Origin of the sequence: Sphingomonas sp. IC-11 (genome assembly GCF_021043365.1) — a bacterium.
Lineage (GTDB): Bacteria > Pseudomonadota > Alphaproteobacteria > Sphingomonadales > Sphingomonadaceae > Sphingomonas.
The window spans coordinates 1,006,907-1,033,828 of the sequence record NZ_JAJNDU010000001.1 but is presented as its reverse complement, the minus strand read 5'-3'; the positions used below and the strand labels follow the sequence as shown (position 1 = coordinate 1,033,828).

At 64.6% G+C, this 26,922-nt stretch carries 25 protein-coding genes and 1 tRNA gene; 10 read left to right on the top strand and 16 right to left on the bottom strand.

Annotated elements, in window-relative coordinates:
- The first annotated feature begins 1 nt into the window (after position 1).
- Positions 2 to 973: an alpha/beta hydrolase gene (locus LQ954_RS04915; RefSeq protein ID WP_231022205.1), complete on the top strand. Its 972-nt coding sequence runs from the start codon at positions 2 to 4 to the stop codon at positions 971 to 973.
- Here the strand turns inward: LQ954_RS04915 and LQ954_RS04910 are convergent, their stop codons facing one another.
- The 8 genes from LQ954_RS04910 to LQ954_RS04875 all read right to left on the bottom strand — a co-directional run bounded on the left by LQ954_RS04910 (position 974) and on the right by LQ954_RS04875 (position 8,618).
- Positions 974 to 1,549 carry a GNAT family N-acetyltransferase gene (locus LQ954_RS04910; RefSeq protein WP_231022723.1) on the bottom strand — a complete coding sequence of 192 codons (576 nt, stop codon included), beginning with the start codon at positions 1,547 to 1,549 and terminating at the stop codon, positions 974 to 976.
- Between the two features lie 157 nt (positions 1,550 to 1,706).
- The gene (clpX, locus tag LQ954_RS04905; protein WP_227770577.1) at positions 1,707 to 2,975 is read right to left on the bottom strand and encodes an ATP-dependent Clp protease ATP-binding subunit ClpX; all 1,269 of its coding nucleotides are present in this window, start codon (positions 2,973 to 2,975) and stop codon (positions 1,707 to 1,709) included.
- A 78-nt stretch (positions 2,976 to 3,053) separates the two neighbouring features.
- Positions 3,054 to 3,743 carry an ATP-dependent Clp endopeptidase proteolytic subunit ClpP gene (gene clpP, locus LQ954_RS04900; RefSeq protein WP_330999938.1) on the bottom strand — a complete coding sequence of 230 codons (690 nt, stop codon included), beginning with the start codon at positions 3,741 to 3,743 and terminating at the stop codon, positions 3,054 to 3,056.
- A 66-nt stretch (positions 3,744 to 3,809) separates the two neighbouring features.
- Positions 3,810 to 4,604 carry a MipA/OmpV family protein gene (locus LQ954_RS04895; protein WP_269142124.1) on the bottom strand — a complete coding sequence of 265 codons (795 nt, stop codon included), beginning with the start codon at positions 4,602 to 4,604 and terminating at the stop codon, positions 3,810 to 3,812.
- A 41-nt stretch (positions 4,605 to 4,645) separates the two neighbouring features.
- Complete coding sequence (locus tag LQ954_RS04890; RefSeq protein ID WP_231022203.1) at positions 4,646 to 5,578, bottom strand: glycosyltransferase family 2 protein; 933 nt, start codon at positions 5,576 to 5,578, stop codon at positions 4,646 to 4,648.
- A 147-nt stretch (positions 5,579 to 5,725) separates the two neighbouring features.
- The gene (gene tig / locus LQ954_RS04885) at positions 5,726 to 7,390 is read right to left on the bottom strand and encodes a trigger factor (RefSeq protein ID WP_231022202.1); all 1,665 of its coding nucleotides are present in this window, start codon (positions 7,388 to 7,390) and stop codon (positions 5,726 to 5,728) included.
- 61 nt (positions 7,391 to 7,451) lie between these two features.
- Positions 7,452 to 7,536: transfer RNA gene (locus LQ954_RS04880), tRNA-Leu, on the bottom strand.
- A 623-nt stretch (positions 7,537 to 8,159) separates the two neighbouring features.
- Positions 8,160 to 8,618 (bottom strand): response regulator, encoded by a 459-nt coding sequence (locus LQ954_RS04875; protein WP_231022201.1) that lies wholly within the window; start codon positions 8,616 to 8,618, stop codon positions 8,160 to 8,162.
- 112 nt (positions 8,619 to 8,730) lie between these two features.
- Between LQ954_RS04875 and LQ954_RS04870 the strand changes: the two genes are divergently transcribed.
- Both LQ954_RS04870 and rsmD read left to right on the top strand, forming a co-directional pair.
- Complete coding sequence (locus LQ954_RS04870; RefSeq protein ID WP_231022200.1) at positions 8,731 to 9,810, top strand: pseudouridine synthase; 1,080 nt, start codon at positions 8,731 to 8,733, stop codon at positions 9,808 to 9,810.
- Complete coding sequence (gene rsmD / locus LQ954_RS04865; protein ID WP_231022199.1) at positions 9,810 to 10,349, top strand: 16S rRNA (guanine(966)-N(2))-methyltransferase RsmD; 540 nt, start codon at positions 9,810 to 9,812, stop codon at positions 10,347 to 10,349. The genes LQ954_RS04870 and rsmD overlap by 1 nt, the downstream gene beginning before the upstream one ends.
- 112 nt (positions 10,350 to 10,461) lie before the next feature.
- On the opposite strand, the gene LQ954_RS04860 is transcribed toward rsmD, so the two are convergent.
- Positions 10,462 to 11,760: an MFS transporter gene (locus LQ954_RS04860; RefSeq protein WP_231022198.1), complete on the bottom strand. Its 1,299-nt coding sequence runs from the start codon at positions 11,758 to 11,760 to the stop codon at positions 10,462 to 10,464.
- Between the two features lie 137 nt (positions 11,761 to 11,897).
- The gene (locus tag LQ954_RS04855; RefSeq protein WP_231022197.1) at positions 11,898 to 12,299 is read right to left on the bottom strand and encodes a GFA family protein; all 402 of its coding nucleotides are present in this window, start codon (positions 12,297 to 12,299) and stop codon (positions 11,898 to 11,900) included.
- Between the two features lie 192 nt (positions 12,300 to 12,491).
- Here LQ954_RS04855 and LQ954_RS04850 point away from each other — a divergent pair, with 192 nt between their 5' ends.
- The 4 genes from LQ954_RS04850 to LQ954_RS04835 all read left to right on the top strand — a co-directional run bounded on the left by LQ954_RS04850 (position 12,492) and on the right by LQ954_RS04835 (position 17,133).
- The gene (locus LQ954_RS04850; protein WP_231022196.1) at positions 12,492 to 14,810 is read left to right on the top strand and encodes an ATP-dependent helicase; all 2,319 of its coding nucleotides are present in this window, start codon (positions 12,492 to 12,494) and stop codon (positions 14,808 to 14,810) included.
- A gap of 52 nt (positions 14,811 to 14,862) precedes the next feature.
- Complete coding sequence (locus tag LQ954_RS04845) at positions 14,863 to 16,008, top strand: aspartyl/asparaginyl beta-hydroxylase domain-containing protein (protein ID WP_443026612.1); 1,146 nt, start codon at positions 14,863 to 14,865, stop codon at positions 16,006 to 16,008.
- Between the two features lie 160 nt (positions 16,009 to 16,168).
- Complete coding sequence (locus LQ954_RS04840) at positions 16,169 to 16,720, top strand: glycine zipper 2TM domain-containing protein (protein WP_227770588.1); 552 nt, start codon at positions 16,169 to 16,171, stop codon at positions 16,718 to 16,720.
- Entirely contained in the window at positions 16,717 to 17,133 is a 417-nt protein-coding gene (locus tag LQ954_RS04835) for a cupin domain-containing protein (protein WP_231022194.1), read from the top strand. Before LQ954_RS04840 ends, LQ954_RS04835 begins: the two co-directional genes overlap by 4 nt.
- Here the strand turns inward: LQ954_RS04835 and LQ954_RS04830 are convergent.
- Positions 17,116 to 17,466, bottom strand: coding sequence for a WYL domain-containing protein (locus tag LQ954_RS04830; protein WP_227771070.1), 351 nt, complete (start codon positions 17,464 to 17,466; stop codon positions 17,116 to 17,118). The genes LQ954_RS04835 and LQ954_RS04830 overlap by 18 nt on opposite strands.
- 113 nt (positions 17,467 to 17,579) lie before the next feature.
- On the opposite strand from LQ954_RS04830, the gene LQ954_RS04825 reads away from it, so the two are divergent.
- Positions 17,580 to 18,719, top strand: a complete 1,140-nt coding sequence (locus LQ954_RS04825; RefSeq protein ID WP_231022193.1) for a 2OG-Fe(II) oxygenase — start codon at positions 17,580 to 17,582, stop codon at positions 18,717 to 18,719.
- A gap of 28 nt (positions 18,720 to 18,747) precedes the next feature.
- Here the strand turns inward: LQ954_RS04825 and LQ954_RS04820 are convergent, their stop codons facing one another.
- The gene (locus LQ954_RS04820) at positions 18,748 to 20,847 is read right to left on the bottom strand and encodes a prolyl oligopeptidase family serine peptidase (RefSeq protein WP_231022192.1); all 2,100 of its coding nucleotides are present in this window, start codon (positions 20,845 to 20,847) and stop codon (positions 18,748 to 18,750) included.
- Positions 20,848 to 21,088: 241 nt separating this feature from the next.
- Between LQ954_RS04820 and LQ954_RS04815 the strand changes: the two genes are divergently transcribed.
- Both LQ954_RS04815 and LQ954_RS04810 read left to right on the top strand, forming a co-directional pair.
- Entirely contained in the window at positions 21,089 to 22,483 is a 1,395-nt protein-coding gene (locus LQ954_RS04815; protein WP_231022191.1) for an MFS transporter, read from the top strand.
- A gap of 70 nt (positions 22,484 to 22,553) precedes the next feature.
- Positions 22,554 to 23,378 (top strand): alpha/beta fold hydrolase, encoded by an 825-nt coding sequence (locus LQ954_RS04810; RefSeq protein ID WP_231022190.1) that lies wholly within the window; start codon positions 22,554 to 22,556, stop codon positions 23,376 to 23,378.
- Between the two features lie 19 nt (positions 23,379 to 23,397).
- Here the strand turns inward: LQ954_RS04810 and LQ954_RS04805 are convergent, their stop codons facing one another.
- From LQ954_RS04805 to LQ954_RS04790, 4 genes are all read right to left on the bottom strand, one after another.
- A complete protein-coding gene (locus LQ954_RS04805; protein WP_231022189.1) occupies positions 23,398 to 24,159 on the bottom strand; it encodes a sulfotransferase in 762 nt (253 codons plus the stop codon).
- The gene (locus LQ954_RS04800) at positions 24,156 to 25,076 is read right to left on the bottom strand and encodes an aminotransferase class IV (RefSeq protein ID WP_231022188.1); all 921 of its coding nucleotides are present in this window, start codon (positions 25,074 to 25,076) and stop codon (positions 24,156 to 24,158) included. Before LQ954_RS04800 ends, LQ954_RS04805 begins: the two co-directional genes overlap by 4 nt.
- 243 nt (positions 25,077 to 25,319) lie before the next feature.
- Complete coding sequence (lpdA, locus tag LQ954_RS04795; RefSeq protein WP_231022187.1) at positions 25,320 to 26,720, bottom strand: dihydrolipoyl dehydrogenase; 1,401 nt, start codon at positions 26,718 to 26,720, stop codon at positions 25,320 to 25,322.
- 3 nt (positions 26,721 to 26,723) lie between these two features.
- A complete protein-coding gene (locus LQ954_RS04790) occupies positions 26,724 to 26,921 on the bottom strand; it encodes a hypothetical protein (RefSeq protein ID WP_227770597.1) in 198 nt (65 codons plus the stop codon).
- Position 26,922: the final 1 nt, after the last annotated feature.

Below are 26,922 nucleotides of genomic sequence, written 5' to 3'. Positions count from 1 at the left end.
GGTGCAGATCGATCGTCGGATGATGCTGGGCGGCGCACTCGGCGCCGCGATGATGCCTGCGCTTTCCCCCGCACAGGCTGCGGCCCAGCAATCGGGACTAGGTGGGGCCGTGACCGCCTGGCCTCCGGCCGATCATATCAGATTATGGCCCGGTCGTGCGCCGGGTGCCTCGCGGGTGCTCCCGCGCCCCGATTTCACGATGAACGGCACCCCGCCACGGCGTGAACTTCACCTGCGCGGCGTACTCGATCCGGTCGTCGGCATCTATCGCGCGCCGCAGCCGGACGGCCGGGCGCTGCTCGCTATCCCAGGCGGTGGTTATCGTTTCATCTCGGTCGAGAATGAAGGCATCAACGTCGCGCGGACCTTCAATCCGCTTGGCGTGACCGTCTACGTCCTCGGCTATCGTCTGCCCGGCGAAGGCTGGGCCGAGCCGCAGGACGTACCGCTTCAGGATGCGCAGCGCGCGATGCGGTTGGTACGCGCACGCGCCTCTACCGACGGTTTCGAGCCGACAAAGCTCGGCATCGTCGGCTTCTCCGCCGGCGGCCTGCTCGCCGCAAGCCTGTCGGTCGCGCATGACGATCCCGTCTACACCAAGGTCGACGCCGCGGACGAAGGCTCGGCCCGGCCCGCGTTCGCCGGGCTCGTCTACCCGGTCGTTTCCGGCGACGTGATGCGCGTCGGCAAGGATGCCGCGGGCCGTTTCGACACCGCGCGCCGGATCCGCCGCGACAGCCCGCCCGTGTTCATCGCTCATGCGATCGACGATCCGGTCGTGCCGCTCGCGCAGCCGCTGTCGATGATGCAGGCCTGCCAGACGGCCGGTGTGCCGGTGGAAGCGCACTTCTTCCAGGAGGGCGGCCACGGCTTCGGCCCGGCGTATCTGCCGGCCGAGCTGCCGGGATCGCGCTGGCCGGACCTGTTCGATCGCTGGATGAAGCGGACGCTCGCGGCGCCGCGCGCTGCGTGATCAATCGGGCGGGCGGAGCATCGACCAGAAGCGCGGCCCGCCCCCCGGCACCACCCATTCGTCGGTAACGTCGAAGCCGAGCGAGCGGTAGAAGCCGAGGTTCCGCTTGGTCGCGGTCTCGAGATAAGCGGGCAGTCGCCCAGCGGCGCGCGCCAGACCGGCACGCACCACCGCGCCGCCAAGCCCCTTCCCCTGCGCAGCCGGATCGCAGCCTGCGATGTGGAGGTACCAGAAGTCGCCGGCCGGCATGTGTGCCGCTATGGCGTTCGAGACCTTCAGCGCGCGCGGGATGTTCGCTCCCAGCGCGCGCCACAGCGGCCACGCCTGTCTCAGCATCGCCGCGGTGCTGGTGTTTGCCTTCCCCGGCCCCCGCCACAAGGTCGCCGCCTCCGCGCCGCCTGCAACGATCCGCATGCCGGCAGCGTCCTCATCGAACAGCAGCGCAAACAGCCGCGGCAAGCGACGCGCCCGATCGACCGGATCAGGAAAAATCCAGCTCATCGCGGGATCGTCCGCGAATGCCCGAGCAAGCATGGTGGAAACCCGGGCCCGGTCCGCCCGTCCGGCGATGCGCATCCCGGTCACCGGCGAACGCCCCGCAGCCTGACAGGTTCTGCGAATCCGCCGATCATCGCACCCTCCTCGCTTCGTCACCAGCGTGGCGTACCCTGCCGCAAACGAAAAGGGCGCCGATCGTTCGGCGCCCTTCGTCGTTTACGTTGCATCACGCCGCTTACGCCGCGTCGCTGCCGGCCTTCTTCTTCTCGGTATAGACGCGGATCGGCTCCTTGCGGCCCTCCACCACGTCCTTGTCGATCATCACCTCGTCCACCGAGTCCATACCCGGCAACTCGAACATCGTGTCGAGCAGGATCGCCTCCAGGATCGAACGAAGGCCGCGCGCGCCGGTCTTCCGCTCGATTGCCTTCTTCGCAATCGTGACCAGCGCGTCGTCGGTGAAGCCAAGCTTCACCTCCTCCATGTCGAACAGCTTCTGATACTGCTTCACCAGCGCGTTCTTCGGCTCGCTCAGGATCTTCACCAGCGCCGTGACGTCGAGATCCTCGAGCGTCGCGATCACGGGAAGGCGGCCGACGAACTCAGGAATGAGGCCGAACTTCAGCAGATCCTCAGGCTCGGTCTGGCGCAGCACCTCACCTGTGCGGCGCTCCTCGGGCGACGCGACATAGGCGCCAAAGCCGATCGACTTGCCCTGCAGACGATCGCCGATGATCTTCTCAAGGCCCGAGAAGGCGCCGCCGCAGATGAACAGAATATTCGTCGTGTCGACCTGCAGGAATTCCTGCTGCGGATGCTTGCGGCCGCCCTGCGGCGGCACGGAGGCGGTGGTGCCCTCCATCAGCTTCAGCAGCGCCTGCTGCACGCCCTCACCCGACACGTCGCGCGTGATCGACGGGTTCTCGGCCTTGCGGCTGATCTTGTCGATCTCGTCGATATAGACGATGCCGCGCTGCGCCCGCTCGACGTTATAGTCAGATGCCTGGAGCAGCTTGAGGATGATGTTCTCGACATCCTCGCCGACATAGCCCGCTTCGGTCAGCGTCGTCGCGTCGGCCATGGTGAACGGCACATCGAGGATGCGGGCCAGCGTCTGCGCCAGCAGGGTCTTGCCGCAGCCGGTGGGGCCGACGAGCAAGATGTTCGACTTCGCGAGCTCCACGTCCGCGCCCTTGGCGCCGTGGTTAAGCCGCTTGTAGTGGTTGTGCACCGCGACCGAGAGCACGCGCTTGGCCTGCTTCTGCCCGATCACATAATCGTCGAGAACGTCGCAGATCTCCTGCGGCGTGGGCACGCCGCCGTCCTTCTTCGAGACGAGCGCCGACTTAGTTTCTTCGCGGATGATGTCGTTGCACAGCTCCACGCATTCATCGCAGATGAACACCGTCGGTCCCGCGATGAGCTTGCGAACCTCGTGCTGCGACTTGCCGCAGAACGAGCAATAGAGCGTGCTCTTCGAGTCACCGCCGCTGAGCTTGGTCATTCAATCACATCCTTTTCGGCCGGGCATGGTAACCCGGCCGGTCACAATCCGGCAATGCCGGAAAAGGGCTAACGCGCGTCAGGCCGCCGCAGCCACGTCGTCGGCCGGGGCAGGCCGCTTGTCGAACACCTCGTCGATCAGGCCGAATTCCTTCGCCTCGTCGCTGCTCATGAACTTGTCGCGGTCCATCGCATTCTCAATCACTTCCAGCGGCTGACCGGTGTACTTGGCGTACAACTCGTTCATCCGGCTGCGGATGCGTAGAATTTCGCGCGCCTGAATCTCGATGTCGCTAGCCATGCCCTGCGCACCGCCCGATGGCTGGTGGATCATGATCCGCGCATTGGTCAGCGCCACGCGCATGCCCGGCTCGCCGGCCGAAAGCAGGAAGCTGCCCATCGAAGCCGCCTGGCCGATGCACACCGTCCCGACCCGAGGCCGAATATACTGCATCGTATCATGGATTGCCATGCCCGCCGTCACGACACCGCCCGGCGAGTTGATGTACATGAAGATGTCCTTCTTCGGATTCTCCGACTCAAGGAACAGCAGCTGAGCGGTGATGAGGCTGGCCATGCCATCCTCCACGCCACCCGTCACGAAGACGATGCGCTCGCGCAGCAGGCGGCTGAAGATGTCGAACGAACGCTCGCCGCGGTTCGACTGCTCGATCACGATGGGAACGAGGCCGGCCTGCGTCTGCTGCATACCGACTCCGGCGCGCGCCAGGGCGCCTGCGAAGTCGCCGGTCTCGAACGGATTGTGCATGAAAACTCTCTCTTATGCCTCAGGAGCACCTATGTCGCGCGCGGGTGGCGCGACTTCAAGCCCTGCCTATTGGTCCTTGCGACGCCCGAAAATTGTATAGGTCAGTGCCAAGCCGCCCGACCATTGGTCCCGCGAACCGTAGCGCGCAACAACGGGCGAGTCGCCGGCGTCATTCACCAGCCGATCATATTTGCCGTAAGCGTAGATGCCCCATCGCGGGCTGAGTTGCATCAGGTAGCTCGCGTTCGCGCCGATGGCGTGGATGCCACCGGAGGGACGAAACGCCGGCAACCCCGATGATGCCACAGATTGCTCGGGGACACCGAAGTACGCTCGCTGATACTTGCCACCCGAGTAAGTAACGCGCGGACCGATGGCGAACAGCCACTCGTCGCGATCACGGGCTACATAATCGATGCCGGCCATCCCGATCAGCCCCTTGTGACCGCCGAGTCCTTGCCGAAGCTCTACCCGAGCACGGACTGGCGCGGTGAATTGATATTGAACGAAGCCGCCCGCTTCGACCGTGAAGCCGACCTTTGGCACACCTGGCACTTCACGGGTGCGGCGCGAGCCTTCAAAGCCCACCGCCGGCCCCAAGGAAAAGCCGTTAGTGGAAAATACCGGAAAGCCCGAGCTCTCGTCCGCAGCCTCGAACCGGAAAGGTGCATCGCCGCGCGCACGGCTGAAATCGATGAAGGGCCGAACCACCACTTCGTCCGATCCAGGATAGCGAGGGACAAGTTGCGGCCCGAGAGCGATCCTGGTTCGGCGCGGTTGTTCCTGAGCGGCGACGCCTGTCGCCCAAGCTGCACCAAGGGCGAAAAGGGCCGCAAGTCGGCCGAAGTGCGATGTTGCCATGACCTCAGCCTAAGCCAGTTGTTTGATATAGACTAGCTAGATTAGTGTTCGCCGGGTGCTCGGTACGCGAGATAGGCTAGTCGACGCACTTCAAGCCTGCCACGCACCACAGTATCCAGGATCAATCCGGCAAACACAGACAAAGCGGCCAATATAGTAAGGCCGGTTGCCAGGATGGCAGTTGGGAAGCGGGGCACGAGACCCGTCTGTGCATAAGTGATCGCCAGCGGCATCGCTAGAATGATTGCGAGAGCCAGCAGCGCCGCGCCAAAAGCCCCGTAGAACCACAGCGGTCTTTCGATCCGGTAGAGGGTCGCAATCGTGCCAAGGATGCGCCACCCGTCGCGATAGGTACTGAGCTTTGACACCGACCCTTCCGGCCGGGCAAAATATGGGGTATCCAGCTCACCAACAGGCATTTTCAGTTCGAGCGCATGAACTGATATCTCGGTCTCGATCTCGAAACCGACCGACAGCACCGGAAAGCTCTTTACGAACCGGCGCGAGAACACACGATAGCCACTGAGAATGTCCGTGAAGCTGCGGCCAAACAGCCGCGCGAGCATGCCCGTGAGCATGGCATTGCCGAAACGGTGACCGCGGCGGTAGGCGGCCGCGGCTTCGCCGACGCGACAACCGACGACCATGTCCAGCTGTTCATCAAGCATGCGCTGCACAAGCGCCGGCGCGGACGAGGAGTCATATGTCGCATCACCATCTGCCATCACGTAAACGTCGGCATCGATGTCGCCGAACATGCGACGGACAACCGCCCCTTTTCCCTGGATGCGCTCGGTCCGGACGGTCGCGCCGGCAGCCCGGGCCACCTCTACGGTCCGATCGGCCGAGTTGTTGTCATAGACGTAAATTTTGGCGGACGGCAGCGCGGAACGGAACCCGGCGATCGTCTGCGCAATCGCGGCCTCTTCATTGTAGCACGGCAGCAGTACCGCGATCGTTGGCTCGTACTTCACGTGATCCCGATCCGTTCGGACTAAACCGGACAAGGCCGCAGCGATGAGTTCATCGCTGCGGCCCTGAAGGTGCTGCCATCCTAGGGAAAAGAACGCCCGTTCGACAAGCGCCGGGCGAACGGCATGGGATGATGGCCGAACCGGAGGTTAGCCCTCGGACTTGGCGGTGCTCTTCTTCGCCGTCTTCTTGGCGGGCTTTGCTTCTACGTCGGCAGTCGCTCCGTCGTCCTGCGTCGCCGCCTTGGCCGCCTTCTTCGCAGCCGGCTTCTTGGCAGGAGCCGCAGCCTCGGCCTCTTCTGCTTCCGCGGCAGGCTCAGCCGCCTTCTTCTTCGCCGTCTTCTTCGCCGGCTTCACCTCTTCGCCCTCCGCAGCCGCAGCGTCTTCGGCTGGAGCTTCGTCGGCCTTCTTCTTGGAAGCGGCCTTCTTCTGCTTCGGCTTGTGGTTGTCGTGATCGTGATGGTGCGTGCCAGTCGCGAAACCGTCCTCGCTCTCGATCGCGGCTTCCAGCTCCTCGCGGGTCGTTTCGCGCTCGGTCACCTCAGCCTTCTCGAACAGGAAGTCGACGACCTTGTCCTCGTACAGCGGCGCGCGCAGCTGGGCAGCAGCCATCGGTTCCTGCTGGATGTACTGGATGAAGCGCTGCTGGTCCTCGCCGCGATACTGCTGGGCAGCCTGCGCGATCAGGCGGTTCATTTCCTGCTGCGTCACTTCGACGCCATTCGCCTGGCCGATCTCGCTCAGCAGCAGGCCCAGACGGACACGGCGCTCGGCGATCTTGCGGTAATCGTCGCGCTCCTTCTCCATCTCCTCCATGGCCGCCTTAGGATCCGGCTCATGGGTCGCTTCATGCTCGAGCTGCGCCCAGATCTGCTGGAACTCGGCCTCGACCATCGAGGGCGGCACTTCGAAATCGTGGCCGGCGGCGAGCTGGTCGAGCAGCTTGCGCTTCATGTGGGTGCGGGTGAGGTTGCCGAGCTCGCTCTCGACCTGGCCGCGGATCAGGCCGCGCAGCTGCTCCAGGCTCTCGAGGCCGAGATTCTTCGCCAGATCCTCGTCAACCTTGGCCTCACCTGCCGTCTTTACCGACTTGATGGTGAGATCGAAGGTCGCGTCCTGACCAGCCAGTTCCTTCGCCTGATACTCTTCAGGGAAGGTCACCTTGATCTGACGCTCTTCGCCGGCCTTCGCGCCAACAACCTGATCCTCAAAGCCCGGGATCAGGCGGCCGGAGCCGAGCTCCACAGCCATGTCGGTGCCCGTGCCACCATCAAAGGCAACGCCGTCCATCGTCTTGCCGACGAAGTCCATCGTGACCAGATCACCGTTCTGCGCGGCGTAGCCCTCTTCGGTGTCGTCCCAGCTCTTGGTCTGATCGGCAAACTTCTGAAGCTGTTCGTCGATTACCTCGTCGGCCGCCGGTACGACCAGCTTCTCGAGCTTGAGACCCTCAATTGCCGGCGCCGGCACCTGCGGCAGCACTTCGAGCTCGATCTTCAGCTCGGCATCCTTGCCGGGCTCATATCCTTCGGTCAGGGCGACCGACGGCTGAACAGCGGGACGGAGCTGCTTCTCGGCGATCAACGCCTGGATGCTTTCCTGAATTGACGTGTTGAGCGCGTCCTGCATCAGCGCCGGACCATGCATCTTGCGCACCAAGTTGGCCGGAACCTTGCCCGGGCGGAAGCCGGGCATCCGCACCTGCGGCGCGACACGTGCCAGCTCGGCATCAACGCGGGACTGGATATCCTTGGCGGGAATGGTCAGCGTGTAGGCGCGCTTCAGGCCCTCGTTCAACGTCTCGACAGTCTGCATCTTCGTGCCTTGAAAAGAATTTCGTGGATGGTGCCTGTCCGCGGGCACGCCGCGGATAAACTGGTGCGGGCGAAGGGACTCGAACCCCCACATCTTGCGATACTGGAACCTAAATCCAGCGCGTCTACCAGTTCCGCCACGCCCGCATAAAGGCACCGCCGGTCGCGGGCCTCTATACTGCGCGGCGCCTCCCCGCAAGCTTTGCCAGCAACCAGGACGAACGATCGCGCGTTGTTGGAGGGAAAAGGACGAACAACAATGGCCACAACGCCCCCACCTGAACAACCCGTGCCGCCAAGTCAGCCGGCCGAGCCGACTTCACCGCCGCCCGAGGTTACCCCTCCGAGCCCGGACTTTGACCAGCCCGCCCCCGCCGCGCCAGGCAACGATCCAGCTCCCATCCAGCCGAGCGTGTGACATGATAGAACAAGGCGGAGACCCGCACCCCGATAGCATGCCAGAAGACGGAGTAGACCAGTCGCCGGACAGCGCTCCGGCTGCCTGGGACGACGCTGCTCGCACCGATATCGAAGGCCAAGGAGCAGCCCGGAACGAAGCGGTGGAAGATGGCGTGCGGGTCGAGCCGCATGATGCCCCGGCGCGATTCAGTGAGCCCGACGGTCCAGGTGAGAGCTCCGACGATCCGCGGTTCAACTGACGTGATCGAGTGTAGCGCTTGGCAGAACTTCATAGCCATACCGCGGGGAACCGGTAAGCTCGCGTCAGCTGTGGGCAGCGGTCCGTGAGTTCATTAACATGCAGATGGTGATCACCTGATCACAGCGGATCCACCTGTGGTGGATGCGGGAGTGAACAGACGGAAGCCGCGTGGCAGTCGCCTAGGTGCCTTGCCTTCTCGCGCAGCTTCGACGGCGCCAATCGCAGCCAACAAGTCACGAGGCGCGTAAGGCTTCGACAAGCAGCCAACCGCCAGCGCTTCGGCGTCGCCCGGACAGTTTCCGGTCACGAACATAACCGGAATTCCCAACTGTAAGGCAGTGCGCGCCACCTCGATTCCGCTGCCGTCCGCAAGCGCCAGGTCTGCGAGCACGAGATGAATGTCGGAGGCCTTGTTGAGGATCGCAACCGCGTCTGCGACACGATCGACCGTAGCGATGATCTCATAATCCTGTTCGCTCAGCATATGCTCGGTGTCAAACGCGACCAGAGGCTCGTCCTCCACCACCAGGAGCCGTACGATCGACCTCTTTTTCCGGCTGAAAATCATCACCAGTTCCGCAATGTCCGCTACGGTTCACGCCTGACCAGATAACGCTGCTGAACCCGCAGCGACGCAAATAATTTCGCCGCAGGCGCACAACGCATGTATCAGGTGCGACATGTCGAGTTCCTCCCGCGCCGGATCGCCGTCCACGGCGCCACTGCACCGCATTGCCAAGCTGCTCGCCCGCGCCGGGGTCGCTTCGCGACGCGAGATTGAACGCATGATCGCCGACGGCCGAGTCGCCCTGGCTGGTGTGCAAGTGGAAACGCCCGCCACCCTCCTGCCTTCTCTGGAAGGCGTCACTGTTGATGGCGCTCCGGTTGCCGCTCCCGAGCCAGCCCGCCTCTATTTATTCCACAAGCCTACGGGCGTGTTGACGACCGAGCGCGATCCGAAAGGCCGGCCGACGATCTACGACCGGCTGCCAAAAGGCCTCCCGAGACTGATGCCAGTAGGTCGGCTCGATCTGAATACCGAAGGCCTTCTGTTGATGACCACTGATGGTGGCTTGAAGCGTCAGCTCGAGTTGCCCGCGACCGGGGTCGAGCGCGCTTACCGCGCTCGTGCTTACGGCAAGGTGAGCCAGCCTCAGCTGGAGGAACTCATTCACGGCGTAGAAATCGAGGGCGTTCGCTATGGCTCCATCGACGCGAACATCGAACGTCGCACGGGAGCCAATCTCTGGATCGAACTGGTCCTGAAAGAGGGCAAGAACCGCGAGGTTAGGCGAGTCCTGGAACATCTCGGCCTGCAGGTGAGCCGCCTGATCCGAACCCGCTATGGCCCGTTCGTTCTCGGTGACCTTGCACCAGGTCAGATCGGGGAAGTTCGCCGCCACGACGTGGAAGCATTCCAGGCTGACCCCACCCGACGTGAACTGCCTCAGCCGGCGCGGCGCCGCGGTGTCGCCCCTGTCGAGGAGCAGGCGCAGGTTCATAAAGAGAGGCCAGCAGCACGTGCCATCGCTGCGCCGCAACGCACGGTACCACGCAAGGCCGAGGAAGTCGGCGAACGAAAGGCGGCAGCAAAGCCCGTAAAGGGTCCGCGGCGCCGAGCAGACGGCTCTCTTGCCGTTCGTGACAGCGGCAGCCGGGGTGCACGGACGCGCTCTTTCCGACAGGATCGTGGCGAAGAGGCGCCGCGCCCTGCCAAGCCTCGTCCGACACGGCCCACAAAGCCGAAAGGCTCCCGCTGATGCGCATTATCGCGGGACAGTGGCGTGGACGACGACTTGTCTCTCCCAAGGGCGACACGACAAGGCCGACAGCGGATCGCACCCGTGAGGCTCTGTTCTCGATGCTCGTCAGCCGCCTCGGCAGTTTCGAAGAGTTGTCAGTGGCCGATCTCTTCGCGGGATCGGGCGCTCTTGGCCTTGAAGCGCTGTCGCGTGGTGCCGCATCGTGCCTATTCGTCGAACAGGATCGCGACGCGCTTGACGCGTTACGCGCCAACATTGCGGCCTTTGCTGCGCCGAGCACAGAGGTGCGCGCTGGTAGCGTGCTGGCACTGGGACCGGCACGTGCGCCCATGGACCTGATCATGATGGACCCGCCGTACAGCACAGGCGCCGGCGCGGTGGCGCTACACAAACTGGGCCGGCTAGGCTGGGCAGGCCCGGCTACGTGGATCAGCATCGAAACGGCGCGTGACGAGCAAGTGGCCGTTGATGGCTTTGTCGAGGATGCGACTCGCGTGTACGGCAAGGCCAGATTGACTCTGCTTCGTCGGGCCTAGTGCCTGATCAAATAGGCCCTCGCGGCCGTGGGAAGCCTTACCACATCGCGTTGTCCCGGTACGATGGCAGCGAAGCCGCGGGACCTATTCGCGGTGGCACTGCCGCGACCGTTCATGGCTGAACGACCACCGCATGCGTGCGAGCGCGCGGCCGAGTCGCGATCAGGGCCACGAGGCTCAATGCGGCTGCAACGCTGCCGTACCAGCCAACAGCGGCAAGCCCCACGTTTTCTGCCAGCGCCTGCGCGAACAGCGGCGTAAGACCGCCACCCAGCACGCCGGCAATGTTGAAGGCCATCGAAGCGCCTGTGTACCGGACTCGCGGCGGAAACAGACCGGGCAGCCAGGCGCCGAGCGGCCCATAAACAAAGCCCATCAGCAACAATGCCAGAGAAAGATAAGCGAACACCAGCAGTAGCGAGCCCGATCCAAGCATCGGCCCCAACAGCGGCCCGGCGATCACCACGCCGACGCAACCACCGGCAAGCACGCGACGTTCATCGAACTTACGGTCCGCGAGCCATGCCGAGCCGTAAATGCCCAGCGCCATGAACAGGATGGCGCCAAGCTGAACCAGCAGCATGGATTGCATCGAATAGCCAAGCGTCTTGGTGCCGTAGCCCAGCGTGAAGGCGGTGGTGATGTAGTAGAGCGCAAAGCAGGCAATCGCACCGATCGTGCCGGCGATCGTCGCCAAGCCATGATGGCGGACCAGTTCCGCAAAGGGCACCGCTGGCGGAGGCGCTTCCTCCAGCGCAGCCGCAAATTCCGCCGTCTCCGTAAGCTTCAACCGGATCCACAGGCCCAGGCCAACCAGCAGCGCGCTGATCAGAAACGGAATACGCCAGCCCCATTCGCGAAACTGCTCAGGCGTCAGCCAAAGTCCGAGAAGCAGAAACAGCCCATTGGCCGCGATGAAGCCGGCGGGCGCACCCATTTGCGGCGCGCTGCCGAATCGTGCGCGCCACCCCGGTGGTGCGTTCTCCACCGCGAGCAGGGCCGCGCCGCCCCACTCGCCACCCAAGCCGAAGCCCTGCCCGAATCGCAGCAGGCAAAGAATGAGCGGGGCCCACCATCCGGCATCGGCATAGGTCGGCAGGAAAGCGATCAATGTGGTGGACAGACCCATGGTGAGCAGGCTGGCGACGAGCGTGGACTTGCGCCCGATGCGATCGCCAAAGTGTCCGAAGAAAGCGGCCCCGACCGGACGAGCGAAGAAGGCCACAGCCAAGGTGGCAAAGCTGGCCATCTGCTGCATGCCCGGCTCCGCCACCGGGAAGAAGATCTGTCCGAATACGAGGCTCGCCGCGGTCGCGTAGATGTAGAAGTCGTAGAATTCGACCCCGGTGCCGACGAAACTCGCCAGTAGGACACGGCGAGGAGAATTGGCGCTGGTCGCAGTCGTCGTCATGGCCCCCTCTCCTCCCGCCGATGGCCGGCGTCAACATCGTGCCTGCGCGATACCCTGCCCGGCACGGGCCGGGAGTTGCTGGCAACTACCGTCCGTCCGGCTAGGCCGTTTTCTGGGGAGAACCAAACTTCTCTAAATCAGTCCATACCGGGATAGGTTTGAAAAGCGGGAAGTTCGGCGATGCCGGCCGTCCAGCTCAGGCGATCCTTGACCATGATCTGCGCGCCCGGCGGCTGGCTTTCGGGATCGTCCAGCGTCCCCGAATGAATGTCGACAATCCCCGGCAGCGCTTCGGGATTGCGGTAGAACAGCCCGGTACCACAGGTGCCGCAGAACTCACGCGTGCCATGTTCGGAAGAATGATAGGTCGTTGTTTGACCGTCTATCGTGACACGATCCGCCTGCCACGCGATCCAGCCGACGGCCGGCGCACCGGACCAGCGCCGGCAATCGTCGCAGTGACAGATCGCGTGATGCTCCGGCTCGCCCTCGGCCGACCAGCTGACTGCACCACAGTGACATTTGCCTGTCGTCGCCATCGAACCCTCCTGCGTGTTTCTACTATGTTCTCATAGATGGTGACACCCTGCAATATGCATTCCGGGAGCGCGATCGTGCGCGAAGTACGTCCGATCTTGCCCCTAAGGGCCCGGCCCTGCCGGCCTTGAAGATGCACGCGCCTCATCGGCTCGCGCTTGCTCACGTGGCTCTCGTTCCCTAACTGTTCGTGGGTGACCGATACCCAGCTTGCCGACCCTCCGTATCTCAGGGGCCTCAATCCGCAGCAGCGTGAGGCGGTGCTCACCACCGACGGGCCAGTGCTCGTGCTCGCCGGCGCTGGCACGGGCAAGACCGCAGCGCTGACCGCCCGGCTTGCTCACCTGCTCTATACCCGGCGCGCTTACCCCAGCGAAATCCTGTCGGTGACCTTCACCAACAAGGCCGCGCGCGAGATGCGCGAACGGGTCGGCCGTCTGGTCGGAGACGCTGTGGAAGGAATGCCGTGGCTGGGCACGTTCCACGCCATCGGCGCGAAGATGCTGCGCCGGCACGCCGAACTGGTCGGATTGCAGAACAATTTTACCATTCTGGACACCGACGATCAGCTGCGCCTGCTAAAGCAGCTGATCGTTGCGGCGGACATCGACGAGAAGCGCTTCCCGGCGCGCAGCCTCGCCGGGCTGATCGACGAGTGGAAGAACAAGGGGCTGACCCCGCGCGAGATCGATGCCGGAGAAAGCGAGCGCTACGGTAACGGCCGCGGCGGCGAGCTGTATGAACAATATCAGGATCGCCTGAAGGCAGTGAACGCCTGCGATTTCGGCGACCTGCTGCTCCACGTCCTGACGATCCTGAAGACCAATCGCGGGGTGCTGGAGCAATATCAGCAGCGCTTTCGCTACATCATGGTGGACGAATACCAGGACACCAACTCCGTCCAATATCTCTGGCTGCGGCTGCTGGCGCAGGAACGGCGCAACATCTGTTGCGTGGGTGACGACGATCAGTCGATCTATTCGTGGCGCGGCGCGCAGGTGGAGAATATCCTGAAGTTCGAGAAGGACTTTCCCGGCGCCAAGGTTATCCGGCTGGAGCAGAACTACCGCTCCACGCCACATATCCTGGGCGCGGCCGGCGGCGTGATCGGCAATAATTCCGGACGCCTTGGCAAGTCACTGTGGACCGAACTGGACGTTGGCGAGAAGGTTCGCGTGATCGGCGTCTGGGACGGGCCGGAGGAGGCCCGGCGCGTTGGCGACGAAATCGAGGCCTGCCAACGGGCATTTCGGTCGGACGGCGACAAGTCACTGGACGATATCGCTATCCTGGTGCGCGCCCAGCATCAGACCCGCGAGTTCGAAGATCGCTTCATCGCCATCGGCATGCCGTACCGTATCGTTGGCGGCTTCCGTTTCTATGAGCGCCAGGAAATCCGCGACGCTCTGGCTTATCTGCGTATCGTCAACCAGCCGGCGGACGATCTCGCCTTCGAGCGGATCGTCAACACGCCCAAACGAGGACTTGGCGACAAGGCAATCGCGAAGCTGCATCAGCTCGCCCGCGCGGAAGGCTTGCCGCTGAGCCTTGCGGCCGCCCGTATTCTCGACACGGACGAGCTGACCCCGCAGGCGCGACGCGCGCTTGGCAATTTCATCGGCGACGTGGCCCGCTGGCGGGACATGGCGCGCGATCTACCTCATGCCGAGTTGGCCCGGCAGATCCTGGACGAATCCGGCTATACCGCGATGTGGCAGGCCGAGAAATCGACCGAAGCGGCCGGCCGGCTGGAGAACCTCAGCGAATTGGTCCGCGCCATGGAGGAATATGAAAGCCTCGGCGCGTTCCTTGAGCATGTCAGCCTGGTGATGGACAATGAGGGCGCGCGCGAGGATCCCAAGGTCACGATCATGACCATCCACGCGGCGAAGGGCCTGGAATTCGACACCGTGTTCCTCGCCGGCTGGGAAGAAGGAATCTTCCCGTCCCAGCGCGCGCTGGACGAAGGCGGCACCCGCAGCCTGGAGGAGGAGCGCCGCCTAGCCTATGTCGCGATCACGCGCGCGCGGCGACGGGCGGTGATCCTGCATGCTGCGAACCGCCGTATCTATGGCCAATGGACCAGCTCCATCCCCTCGCGCTTCGTCGGCGAGCTGCCGCCGGACCACGTGGACAGCGAAACCACCATGAGCGGCGGCGAAAGCCTGTGGCGGGCAAATTGGTCCGAGCGGGCCGACCCGTTCTCCGATGTCGGGCGCGGCACCGGGCGGGGCCCGGGATGGCAGCGAGCGGCGGGCACGCTTGGCGGCAAGCCGGGCGGTGATTGGCAGAGCCGCACCTTCAACCGCGAACCGACCCGCGTGGTGGAGAGCCGCGCGCCATCGGTCAGCCTGGGGAACAAGGGCCGTTCCGACCTTTCCGTCGGTCTGCGCGTGTTCCACCAGAAGTTCGGTTACGGCACGATCGAAAGCATTGAGGGTAACAAGCTGGAGATCGAATTCGAGAAGGCCGGGCACAAGCGCGTGATGGACAGTTTCGTCTCGCTACCATGACGCCGGCCTGCTTTACGGGGCCGAATGGAGCCGCGATAGAAGCGGCATGACCATGACCCGCGCCGAAGCCGAACACCTCGCCAGACAAGGGGTGGAGGCGCTGCGGCGTGGGGACGGCGGGGCTGCGCGCGCCAGTTTCGACCGCATCATCGCATCGCAGCCGGAGGGCTTTCCGCTGCCCTGGCTGGCGCTGGCGCAGGCCTGCCGGATGGCCGGGGACACGGCGGCAGAGACCCAGGCCTTGCAGGCCCAGCTGCGAGAACAGCCGCGACACATCGCCGCGCTGCTGCTGATGGGCGATCGCAAGCGGCTGGACGGGGACGATCGCGCTGCTTCTAACTTCTATACCGCAGCGCTCAATCAGGCCGCGGTCACGCGGGATGTACCGCAATCACTGCACCCGCTGCTGCGACAGGCGGAGTTATTCAAGCGCGAGGCGAGCGAGCGGTTCACGGCGCATGTCGAGACTGCGATCGCCAGCCCGCGGGCGCCCCGGGTGGCGCAGTCGATCGATCTGCTGCTCGGCCGGCGGGAATTGCACCTGCAACAGCCAAGCATGTTCTATTTCGAAGGATTGCCGCAACGCGCCTTCTATTCGCGCGACGAATTTGCCTGGGTGGCTGAGTTGGAAGCAGACACGCCGGCGATCCGGGCGGAGCTGGAAGCCGTGACGGAGGGCTTCGCCCCATACGTGGAGGGCGACCCGGATCGGCCGCTGCCGAACAATCCCCTGCTCGACGACCCCGCCTGGAGCGCGCTTCATCTGTGGCGCGGCGGCGAGATAGTGGAGGCCAATGCTGCCCGCTTTCCCGCCACCATGGCGGCGCTTGCCAAATTGCCGATCCCGCGCATCGCCGGCCGCTCCCCAATGGCGCTGTTCTCGCGATTGACGCCGGGCGCGCACATCCAGCCGCACCACGGCCTGCTCAACACGCGCCTGATCTGTCACTTGCCGATCATTGCGCCCCCCGGATGTGGCCTGCGCGTCGGCGCCGACGTGCACGAATGGCGCGAAGGCGAGTTGGTGATCTTCGACGATTCGTTCGAACATGAGGCATGGAACAGGGGAACGGAAACCCGCACCGTCCTGCTGTTCGAGATCTGGAAGCCCGAGATCGATGAGGCGGAGCGGATTGAATTGACCCGTTTGTTCGAAGCCATCGACGCTTATGGGGCCCCGATGATGGATCAGGGCTGATCTGGCCGAGAGAATGCTGAGAGGGTGATGGTGCGTCGGGATTGAGCGGTTCAGGTGCCGCGGTTCACTTCCGATCGGCGCGACCTCCTGTTCAGGAACGATATTGCTGGGCGGCCGTATCCTCCCCTTGCCCACTCTTGGGCGTGGAGAGAAACGTCACATGCTTACTCGTCGCATCGCGATCGCCGTCGGCGTAGCGGCTGCCGCCTTCGGCACGCCGGCCGTCGCTCAATCCAGCGCTGACGATGCCCGCTTCCGCGCCGCACAGGAGCGGTTCGAGCGCGAGCTGCAGGTCTTCCGCAGCGAGTTCGACCGCTATCAGTCCGTTCGACGGGTGCCGGGATCAGGCTATCGGGATCCGCGCTGGGATGACGGACGGACCGCACCGCCACCGCCTGCCTCCGCGTACGATGACCGGGACTGGCGCGACGAGGGCGACTATGATCCTTCCCGTTATTACCGGTCCGGCTCGCAGTATCAGGAGCGCGCACTTGCGCCCACCGACCGTGTCTATTCGGGGTCGGACGGCCGCTATTACTGCCGCCGCTCCGACGGCACGACCGGGCTGATCGTTGGCGGCGCGCTGGGCGGCGTTCTTGGCAACGTGATCGATGGCGGGCGCAGCCGTATTGTCGGCACACTGTTCGGTGGCGCGGCAGGCGCGCTGGCGGGTCGGGCCGTGGATCAAAACAACCAAGTCCGCTGCCGGTGAGCGAAGCGGCCGCCCTCATCGCCCGGCACGGCCTGTCGCCGCACCCGGAGGGCGGCTATTACCGCGAGACGGTCCGGCTGCCGGCGCGGCCGGGCCAGCGATCGCCGATGACGGCTATCCTGTTCCTGCTCGACCGAGGCGAACGATCGCACTGGCACCGCGTCGACGCGGCAGAGCTGTGGCTGTGGCACGCGGGCAGCCCGCTGCTGCTGCATATCGAGGAAGACGAGCAGGTCACGACCCGTCACCTTGACCCGGACACGCCGCAAGCGCTGGTTCCGGCGCATGGCTGGCAGGCAGCGGAAGCGCCAGACGGGTGGGTGCTTGTCAGCTGCGTCGTCGCGCCCGGCTTCGACTTCGCCGGGTTCGAGCTCGCACGGTCCGGCTGGTCGCCCTCAGGCTTCGATCGATAGCAGCGTCACGCCCTGGTACCGCTCTTCCTTCGGGTTGAAGAGCTCGCTGGGGGTAAACCGCCGGGGCGTCACGCGCATGCCCCCGAGACCAGCAATCTTGAAGGCGCCGATCTTCGGCTCGCGCGGCGGCTTGCCATCCCGCTCCAGCGTGATCGCGTCGAGATAGAATTCGCCGTGCTTGGTGTAGACGATATGCGGTGCCAGCGTCACCGATCCGCGATTGTACGTCGCGGCGATGGCCTGTTGTTTCACGATCGCTTCAAAAACGGTCGGCATGCTGACGGGCGGCGTTGCCGGTGCGGCGACCCGATCTTCGTCGGTGTTCAGCTTCATGCTCACCGGCAATACCCATGCTGTTGCAGCGCAGCAATAACTGTTTTGTGCAACGGTCCGTTCCCCGTTTGCATCCGCAAACTCACGTAGCGAAACCAGTCGCGCGCCACTGCATGCCCATGGTAGCGTTCGGCATGGCCAATCTGCTGCTTCCGGGCGATCAGGCGCCGTGGTTCCATGCGCCGGCGCTTTCGGGCAACCCGCGCTACGCTTTCGACACGGCAGCGGGCCGGCCGATCCTGATGCTCTTCGCGGGAAGCGCGTCTCATCCGGCGCTGGCACCCGCCCTGCGGCTGGTGACCGAGACCCGCATGCTGTTCGATGATCGGCACGCGTGTTTTTTCGGTGTGTCCACGAACCCGGCTGACGCTGCAGACGGGGTGGTACAGCAACAACTGCCCGGCATCCGCTGGTTCCTTGATTATGACGGCGCGGTCTCGAGGCTTTACGGCGCGCTGAACGACGATGCGGGGAGCGCCGAATACCGCCAGCATTGGTTGCTGCTTGATACCACGCTGCGCGTCTGCGGGCGCTTCCCACTCGACGCCGGTACGCAAGCGATCGCCGCCCTGAAGGCGCAGATCACGGTGCCGGACGTCTATCCCGCCGCTCCGGTATTGATCGTGCCCCGCGTGTTCGAGCCCGCTTTGTGCCAGCGCCTCATCACCCTGTACGAAGCCAATGGCGGCGAGGATTCGGGGTTCATGCGGGAGGAAAACGGCCTCACCGTCGGCCGCATCGACCACAGCCATAAGCGGCGTTCCGACTATCATATCGAGGATGACCTGCTGCGCGAGCAGCTGCGCGCCCGCCTCGCCCGTTTCCTTATTCCGCAGATTAAGCGCGCGCTCGGCTGGGAAGCCACCCGGATCGAACGCTGGCTGGTCGCTTGTTACGATGGCGACAATGGTGGCGGTCACTTCCGCGCGCATCGGGACAATACCACCAAGGGCACGGCACACCGGAAATTCGCCTGCACGATCAACCTGAACGCCGGCGAATATGACGGTGGTGATCTCTGCTTCCCGGAATTCGGCCCTCAAACCTACCGGGCACCGACGGGGGGCGCAGTGATCTTCTCCTGCTCGTTGCTGCACGAGGCGCAGCCAGTCACCCGCGGCAAGCGCTATGCCTTCCTGCCATTCCTTTATGACGAGGAAGGCGCGAAGCTACGCGAGGCCAATCTGCGGTTCCTGGCGCCCGAAACGGGCGGCCAGCCGAGAACCGCCACGCCGGCCGACGCCCCCGCCTGATCGCCACGGGGCACGTCGGCGGAGCGGCTCACTTCCCGGCGGGGCCGATCAGCTTCTGTGCGAAATACACGGTCTGCAACGCCTGCAATCGCGCGCCCTGCGCAATGTCGGCATCGCCGGAGTGGCCGCCCGCCATGTCTTCATAGAACAGATACGGCAGTCCATATTCCTTCATCCGGGCAGCGAACTTACGCGCGTGCTGCGGCCCCACCCGGTCGTCCTTGGTCGTCGTCCAGATATAGGGCTCCGGATAGCGGCCGTCCTTGCGCAGCGCATGATAGGGAGACATCTTCGCCAGAAACGCGCGCTCCTCCGGCACGGAAACGGAGCCATATTCGTCGACCCAGGAAGCCCCGGCCGCGATCCCTTCATACCGCAACATGTCGAGCAGCGGGACCTGGATCGTCACGGCGCCCCATAGCTCCGGATGCTGGGTCAGCTGCACGCCCATCAGCAACCCGCCGTTGGAACCGCCATAGATGCCGAGCCTCTTCGCACTGGTGATGCCGCGTGCGAACAGATCCCGCGCGATGCTGGCGAAATCGTCAAAGATCAGCTGACGCTTCGTCTTTCGGCCCGCTTCGTGCCACTCCGGCCCGAACTCGCCGCCGCCGCGAATGTTGGCCAGCACGAAGGCGCCGCCGCGCTCCAGCCACAGCTTGCCGGTGATTCCGGAGTAATAAGGCGTATTCGACACCTCGAAGCCGCCATAGGCCGTCATCAGCGTGGGCGTGCTGCCGTCCTTCGGTGCGCCCTGACGGTGAACAACGAAATAGGGCACCTTCGTGCCGTCAGACGAGCTCGCCTCGAACTGCTCCACCACCAGCCCGGTGGCATCGAACCGGGCGGGCGATGATTTCACCGCAACGGGCGGCTGGTTCCCGGCAGCGTCGAACGCCATCAGCCGTGTGGGGGTGGTGAAGCCCGACACTGCGAGATAGCCGCGATCGCCAGCGCGCTCGGTTGTCACCAGATCCACGGAAAGATTGTCCGGCAGCGCCAGCGTTCGGCTGGTCCAGCCCTCGCCAGACGGCGTGAACACCATGGCTCGGCCGCGCACGTTATCGTAAACGGATGCGATCACCGTCCCGCCGGTGACGCGCACGTTACCGCGATCCACGGACTGGCGCGGACCGGGTGCGAAGATCGTCGTAAGATCGCCCGCCCCGCGCAGCGCGTCCTTCAGCGGCAGCGACGCCAGCGCCCCTTCCGGAACCTTGCCCCACGGTTCGCTGATGCGCACGATCAATCGGCCATCAACCAGACCGTTCACGTCCACCCGATCGGGCAACGGCACTTTCTTTGCCGCGGCACCATCCCACAACAGAATGTCGGAGGTGAAGAAGGTCTTCGCGCGCGTGATCACGACCGCGCGATTACCCTGAGCGTCAACCTCGACCGATGGCCAAGCGCCGATGTCATCGGAAGTGCCGCGATAAATTTCCTGCGCGGACGCCAGCGGCTCGCCGCGCTTCAGGATCTTCACGACGAAGGGATAGCCGGACTTGGTGAGCGTACCCTCGCCCCAATCGCGCGACACAATCAGCGTGTCTGCATCGATCCAGTCGGCATTCTGCTTCGAGACGGGAAGGTCGAAACCGCCGTCGACGAACTTGCCCGTTTCCAGATCGAATTCGCGCAGGCTCGTCGCGTCCTCTCCGCCTTCGCTCAGGGCGACGAGGCATCGGCGCTCATCAGGCTCCAGGCAAGTGACGCCCTTCCACACCCATTTGCGCCCCTCCGCCTTTGACAAAGCATCAAGGTCGATCAGCGTGGTCCAGGCCGGGTTGGCCGAGGCGAAATCCGCTGCATCGGTGGATCGCCAGATGCCCTGAGGATGCGCCTGATCCCGCCAAAGGTTGAAGATGCGCGTGCCGATCATCTCCGGCATCGGTATGCGATCTTCGGCGGAGGCGATCTCCAGCGCCTCCTGATAGAAGGTCTGGTAACGCGGATCGGCCTCCAGCCGGGCCAGCGTCCGCTTGTTTTCGGTTTCTACCCACGCGAGGGGCTTGGCACCCTCGCGATCCTCAAGCCAGATATGGGGATCGTCAGTCACGCCTGCGATTTGGGCGATGCCGGCCGATGCCGCAAGCGCCGCCGCAACGGCAAACACCCCAAGCCTCATTCCCTACTCCGCTTCGTCACCAGCCCCTCCATGCCCGGACAGCTATCCTGTCGCAATGATCGCCCAGTCGGGATCGGCTTGCCGTTTGCGACGTTTGCCTCCCGTCCGATGTGCCTTCGGGCAAGGGCGGCCCCGCGCGGGGTTCGGGGGAGCAAATGCCTCCGGCACAACAGGATATCGGATGCTTCAGCCCCCGCAGAGTAGCTTGCCCGACGAGCCAGGTTCCGTAAGGCAAGCACCCATGTCCGATGGCCTGCCCCTTCCCCGTCGCCTGCTTGCCGTGGCTTCGCTGGGATGCGGGTCCGCGCTGGTCATCATTGATGGCGGCATCGCTAACGTAGCGCTGCCGACGATCGCGCGCGATCTGGGGGTGGCGCCAAGCTCAGTGGTGTCGATCGTCACCGTCTATCAGGTGATGCTGGTGATGTTGCTTCTGCCCTTTGCCGGGCTGGGCGAGCGGATCGGGCTGAAACGCACCTACCAGGCCGGGCAAGTAATCTTCGCCGTCGCGACGCTGCTGTGTTTCTTTGCAAAGAGTTTGCCGTTCCTGCTGATCGTCCGTGCGGTACAGGCGATCGGAGCGGCGGGCGTGCTCAGCGTTTCCTCCGCGCTGATCCGGCAAACCTATCCGTCCAGGCAGCTTGGCCGCGGGCTTGGCATCAATTCGGTCATTGTCACCAGCTCCGCCGCCGCCGCGCCCACGATCGGCGGTCTGGTGCTGGCGGTTGCCCCGTGGCCGTGGGTGTTCGCGAGCTCGCTTCCGTTCGCGGTGATCAGCATCGCGCTCGGCCGTTCGCTGCCCAATCCCAGCCCGCGCCTGGCGCACCTCGACCTGATCGGGGCGATGATGTGCGCAGGCATGTTCGGCCTGATCATCGGCGGGGCGGAAAGCCTGGTGCATGGCGACAGCCCTGTCGTCAGCCTAGCCATCATCGCCACCGGGGCGACGCTCGGCTGGTTCTTCGTGCGGCGCGAAATGGGCGCGCCTGCCCCGATCCTGCCGGTCGACCTGCTCGCGCGGCCGATCATCGTGTTGTCGGCAGTCGGCAGTCTGACCGCCTTCACCGCCTCCATGACCTTGCTGGTGTCAACGCCATTCCGTCTGTCTGCGATGGGCTTTACCGCCACCCAGATCGGCGCGTGCATCGCGCCCTGGCCGCTCACCAACATGATCGTGGCGCCGCTCTCCGGCTTCCTTTCGGACCGTATTCCGGCCGGTATCCTGGGCGGGATCGGGATGGCGGTGACTCTGGTGGCGCTGACCCTGCTGGCCTCCATGCCGGCGGACCCGACCTATTTCGACGTGGCGTGGCGGATGGCGCTCTGTGGATCGGGTTTCGGCCTGTACCTGCCCCCGAACGCCAGGCTGATTGTCGGCTCCGCCCCGCGTGAACGGGCGGCGGCAGCCGGCGGCCTCGTCTCGACGGTGCGGCTCACCGGGCAAACGACAGGTGCGACGCTCGCGGCCGCGCTGCTGGCCGCTGGCATCGGCGCCGGCTCGGTACCGCCGGTCGTTGCCGCAGGGCTCGCGCTGATCGCGGGCCTGTGCAGCATTGCCCGGCTGCGGCCCTCGATCCGCAACCCCTCCGTGACGGAGGTGCGGGACGACGTGCCGGCGTTGCGGCAATCACGTTAGGCCTTCGGCGCGGGACGGAACGCCAGCCGGGCGGTCACCGTTCTTCCGGTCTTAGCCACCGGAGTTGATCATGCCCTACGTCAAAACGCGCGATGGTGCCGATATCTACGTGAAGGACTGGGGCGAGGGTCGACCGGTCGTCCTGATACACGGCTGGCCGCTTTCCGCCGACAGCTGGGACCCACAGGCCATGGCGCTGGCCGAGGCCGGCTATCGCGTGATCGCCTATGACCGTCGTGGCTTCGGCCGCTCCAGCCAACCGTGGAACGGTTATGACTATGACTCGCTGACCGACGACCTGTCGGAAGTCATGAAGGCGGCGGGCGTGGAGCAGGACGCCACCCTGGTCGGCTTCTCCATGGGCGGCGGTGAAGTCGCGCGGTACATGAGCCGGCACGATGGACGCGGTGTGCATGCGGCGGTGCTGGTCGGCTCCGTCGTTCCCTACATGCTGAAGACCGACGACAATCCGCATGGCGCCACCGAGGCGCAACTGTTGCAGATCGGGGAAGGCATTCGGCACGATCGGGCCAATTTCTTCCGCACCTTCTTCAAGGATTTCTTCGGGGTCGGTTACGTGAGCAGCCCGGTGAGCGAGGCGACGCTCGATTGGGCATGGCGGCTGGCAATGCAGGCGTCGCTGCGATCCACGCTGGAGTGCGCGCGCAGCTTCAGCTTCACCGATTTCCGTCCCGATCTCGCCGCCTTCCGGGTGCCGACGCTGGTAATCCACGGCACCGGCGACAAAACCGTCCCCATCGATGCCACCGGGCGAGCCGCGGCGCGCGGGATCAAGATGAGCCAGCTCGTGGAATATGATGGGGCGCCGCACGGTCTGTTCGCTACCGAAAGCGACCGGCTGACTCAGGATCTGCTGACGTTTCTGAGTCGATAGGCGGTAACGAATTGCCGCTTTAGTCCGCGCGAAGGCGATGGGCTGCCATCGCTTCATAGTCCGCCCGGCATGCGTCAGCGACGGCGGCGAGCCCGGGCGGCAGCGGGGCGGGTTCCGGCTCCGGCGCACCGAACCCGCTGGATGCCTCGACCCGGCCGTACCAGTGAGCCGCCCAGACACCATCGTCTGGGTGGCGCCCAGGCGCCCATGACAGCATGGCCTCGTCCCACGGGATGTCGAGCGCCCGGCATAAGGCTGAGAGCGTGCCCGCGGGATCGCGCAACACGTCCGCGGAGTCGATCACCGGTGGCGCGTGGCCGAGCCGCTCGGCGACCCGATCGAAAAAGGCCCGTTGCGCCCCGACGCCAAGATCCTCGGGCGTCACCGCCTCCCGCTTCGCGGCGTAGGACGCTGCCATTCGGGCAGGATCGCGGATCAGAAAGGCGTGGACCACACCGGAAAGATCATCCGGCGTTATTGGCCCGACCATATGGTGGGGCATGTGCTTCTGGTACCAGACCGGCTTTCCTGCCGGAGCCTCGCCGGCCAAGGTGCGAGCGACCGATTGCCAGTTGCAGTCCATGCTGGCGATCACGTCATCGCGCATCGGGTGATCGGCCCCACTCGCGGCCAGGAAACAGCCGTAGAAGGGCTCATCGCTGACCGCGCAATCCGCGCGACTGGAGAAGCTGCGCATCATCGCCGTCGAAATGTTGCGTGGGCCAGACCACATGGCGATTCGCAGCGGCTCACCGACGCGGGAAAAGGCCGCGGAGGTCATGCCAGTTCCCGGTCCACCGCCTCGCGATAGAGCGCTTGCAAGCGCTCCACCACAGGCCCGCGTTCGGTACCGATCACTCGCCCGTCGATCACCCCGACCGCTGCAAGCCCGGCGAACGTGCCGGTGGTGAATGCCTCGTCCGCACCATAAACGTCCGTCAGGGAGAAGTTGCGTTCATAGGTGGGAATGCCCGCCGCCCGCGCCGTCTCGACGACGATGCGGCGCGTGATCCCGTCAAGGCAATAATCCCCGGTCGAGGTCCACAGCTCGCCCTTCCGCACGATGAAGAAGTGGGTCGAGTTGCAGGTTGCGACAAAGCCATGCGGATCCAGCATCAGCGCCTCGTCCACCCCCGCCTGAGCCGCCTGGATGCAGGCGGTGATGCAATTCAGCTTTGAATGCGAATTGAGCTTCGGATCCTGAACGTCGGGATAGCCGCGGCGCACGTGGACGGTGAACAGGTTCAGCATGCGGGTGGCGGTGCCGGCGGCTGGTGCCTTCCACTCAGGAATGATGACGATCGTGGCAGGCGAGATTACCACGCGAGGATCCTGATAGGGCGTCGAGCGCACCCCGCGCGTGACCATCAACCGGATATGAACACCGTCGCCCCGCATGTCGTTGGCATCGAGCACCCGCCGCAGACGCTCGACCAGCGCCTGGCGCGTGATACCGATGTCCATCGCGATCGCCTTCGCACCCTGCCAGAGCCGGTCGAGATGGCGGTCGAGAAACGCCATCTTGCCATTGTAGACCCGAAGCCCTTCCCAGACGCCATCGCCCAGCATGAAGCCCGAATCGAATACCGACACCTTCGCCTCGGGACGCCGGAACAGTTCGCCGTTGACGTCGATCAGGACATTGTCGTTGCGGGGATCAGGCGTGAAGACGTGAGTGCCGGTGGCGTGATCGGTCATGGTCGCTCCCCTGGTTCGGACATCCGCTCCTAACCCGAGGGCGCCGAGATTGTCGAAGCATGTTCGCGCCTGGGTACGGCGACGAGTGCGCATGGGAGCCATGGGGCGCGGGGGAAAGCGGCAGGCTTGCGTCGCAAGAGGCCACACTCCCGCCGGTGCCGGCGACGGCGTACTACCAGCGTAGAGCGCCCGCGCCAACAAGGCAGGCGATCATTGTCGGACCGGCTGCGCAGCACGAACCCCTCAAATGTGCAGCGCTTTTCCATAGGCGCCGAGCACCGCCTCGTGCATCGTCTCGCTGATCGTCGGGTGCGGGAACACCGTCTCCATCAGCTCCGCTTCGGTCGTTTCCAGCGTCTTGCCGATCGTATAGCCCTGGATCATCTCGGTCACCTCGGCCCCGATCATGTGTGCGCCCAGCAGTTCGCCGGTCTTCGCGTCGAACACCGTCTTCACGAACCCTTCCGGCTCGCCCAGCGCAATTGCCTTGCCGTTGCCGATGAACGGGAAGTTGCCGACCTTGACCTCATAGCCGGCCTCCTTGGCCTTTGCCTCCGTGAGGCCGACGCTGGCGATCTGCGGCCGGCAATAGGTGCAGCCTGGGATGTTGCGCGGATCCATGGCATGCGGGTGGCCGCCGGCAATCGCCTCCGCTGCGATCACGCCTTCGTGGCTCGCCTTGTGGGCCAGCCATGGCGGCGCAGTGATGTCCCCGATTGCCCAGACGCCCTCCACATTAGTGCGGCACATGGCGTCGGTCTTCAGGAAGCCGCGCTCGTCCATCTCAACGCCCAGCTCCTTGAGGCCGACATTCTCCGTATTGGGCACGATACCGACCGCAACGATCACATGGCTGAACTCAGCAGTGGTTTCCTTGCCCGCTTTGTCCTTCAGTCGGGCGGTGACGCCGCCGGACTTCACATCAAGCGCACTGATGCTGGCCGAGGTCATGATCGTCATGCCCTGCTTCTTCAGCGCCTTTTCCAGATGCGCGGAGACGTCGACATCCTCCACCGGCACGAGCCGGTCAAGCATCTCCACGACCGTGACGTCCGCGCCCATGTCGTTGTAGAAGCTGGCGAACTCGATACCGATCGCGCCGGATCCGATCACCAGCAGCTTTTTTGGCATTTCCTTGGGCGTCATTGCATGGCGATACGTCCACACCCTTTCGCCGTCGGACTTGGCAAACGGCAGCTCACGCGCCCGCGCGCCGGTGGCGACAATGACGTTCTTGTAGGAAAGCTCGCTCGCCTTCCCGTCCTTGTCGGTGACGGTCAGCTTGCCTTTTCCGGTCAGCTTCCCTTCACCCATGTGAACGGCGATCTTGTTCTTCTTCATCAGGTGCGTAACGCCCTGATTGAGTTGCTTCGCCACCCCGCGCGAGCGCTTAACCACCGCGTCGAGATCAGCCGTGATCCCCTGCGCTGTCAGGCCGTAATCCCCGGCGTGGCTCATCAGGTGATACACTTCGGCCGAGCGCAACAGCGCCTTGGTCGGAATGCAGCCCCAATTCAGGCAGATGCCGCCAAGCAGCTCCCGCTCGACAATGGCGGTCTTCAGCCCGAGCTGCGCCGCCCGAATAGCCGCGACATAGCCGCCCGGTCCGGAGCCCAGGACGACGAGATCGTAAGTGTCTGCCACTTTTCAGTTCCTTGGTTTGCGCGCGGCTTTCACCAGTTCCGGCACGCTCATTGCCAGCAGAGCCAGCATCGTCAGCACGCAGACCGGCTCCAACGAGCCGGCGCCTTGCGGATAGGACCAGATGGCCGCGCGGAAGAAGGCCAACGTCAGCAGCAAGCCCGCGGCAAGATGCAGCAGCTCGGCGGCGACCGCGCGGTTCATT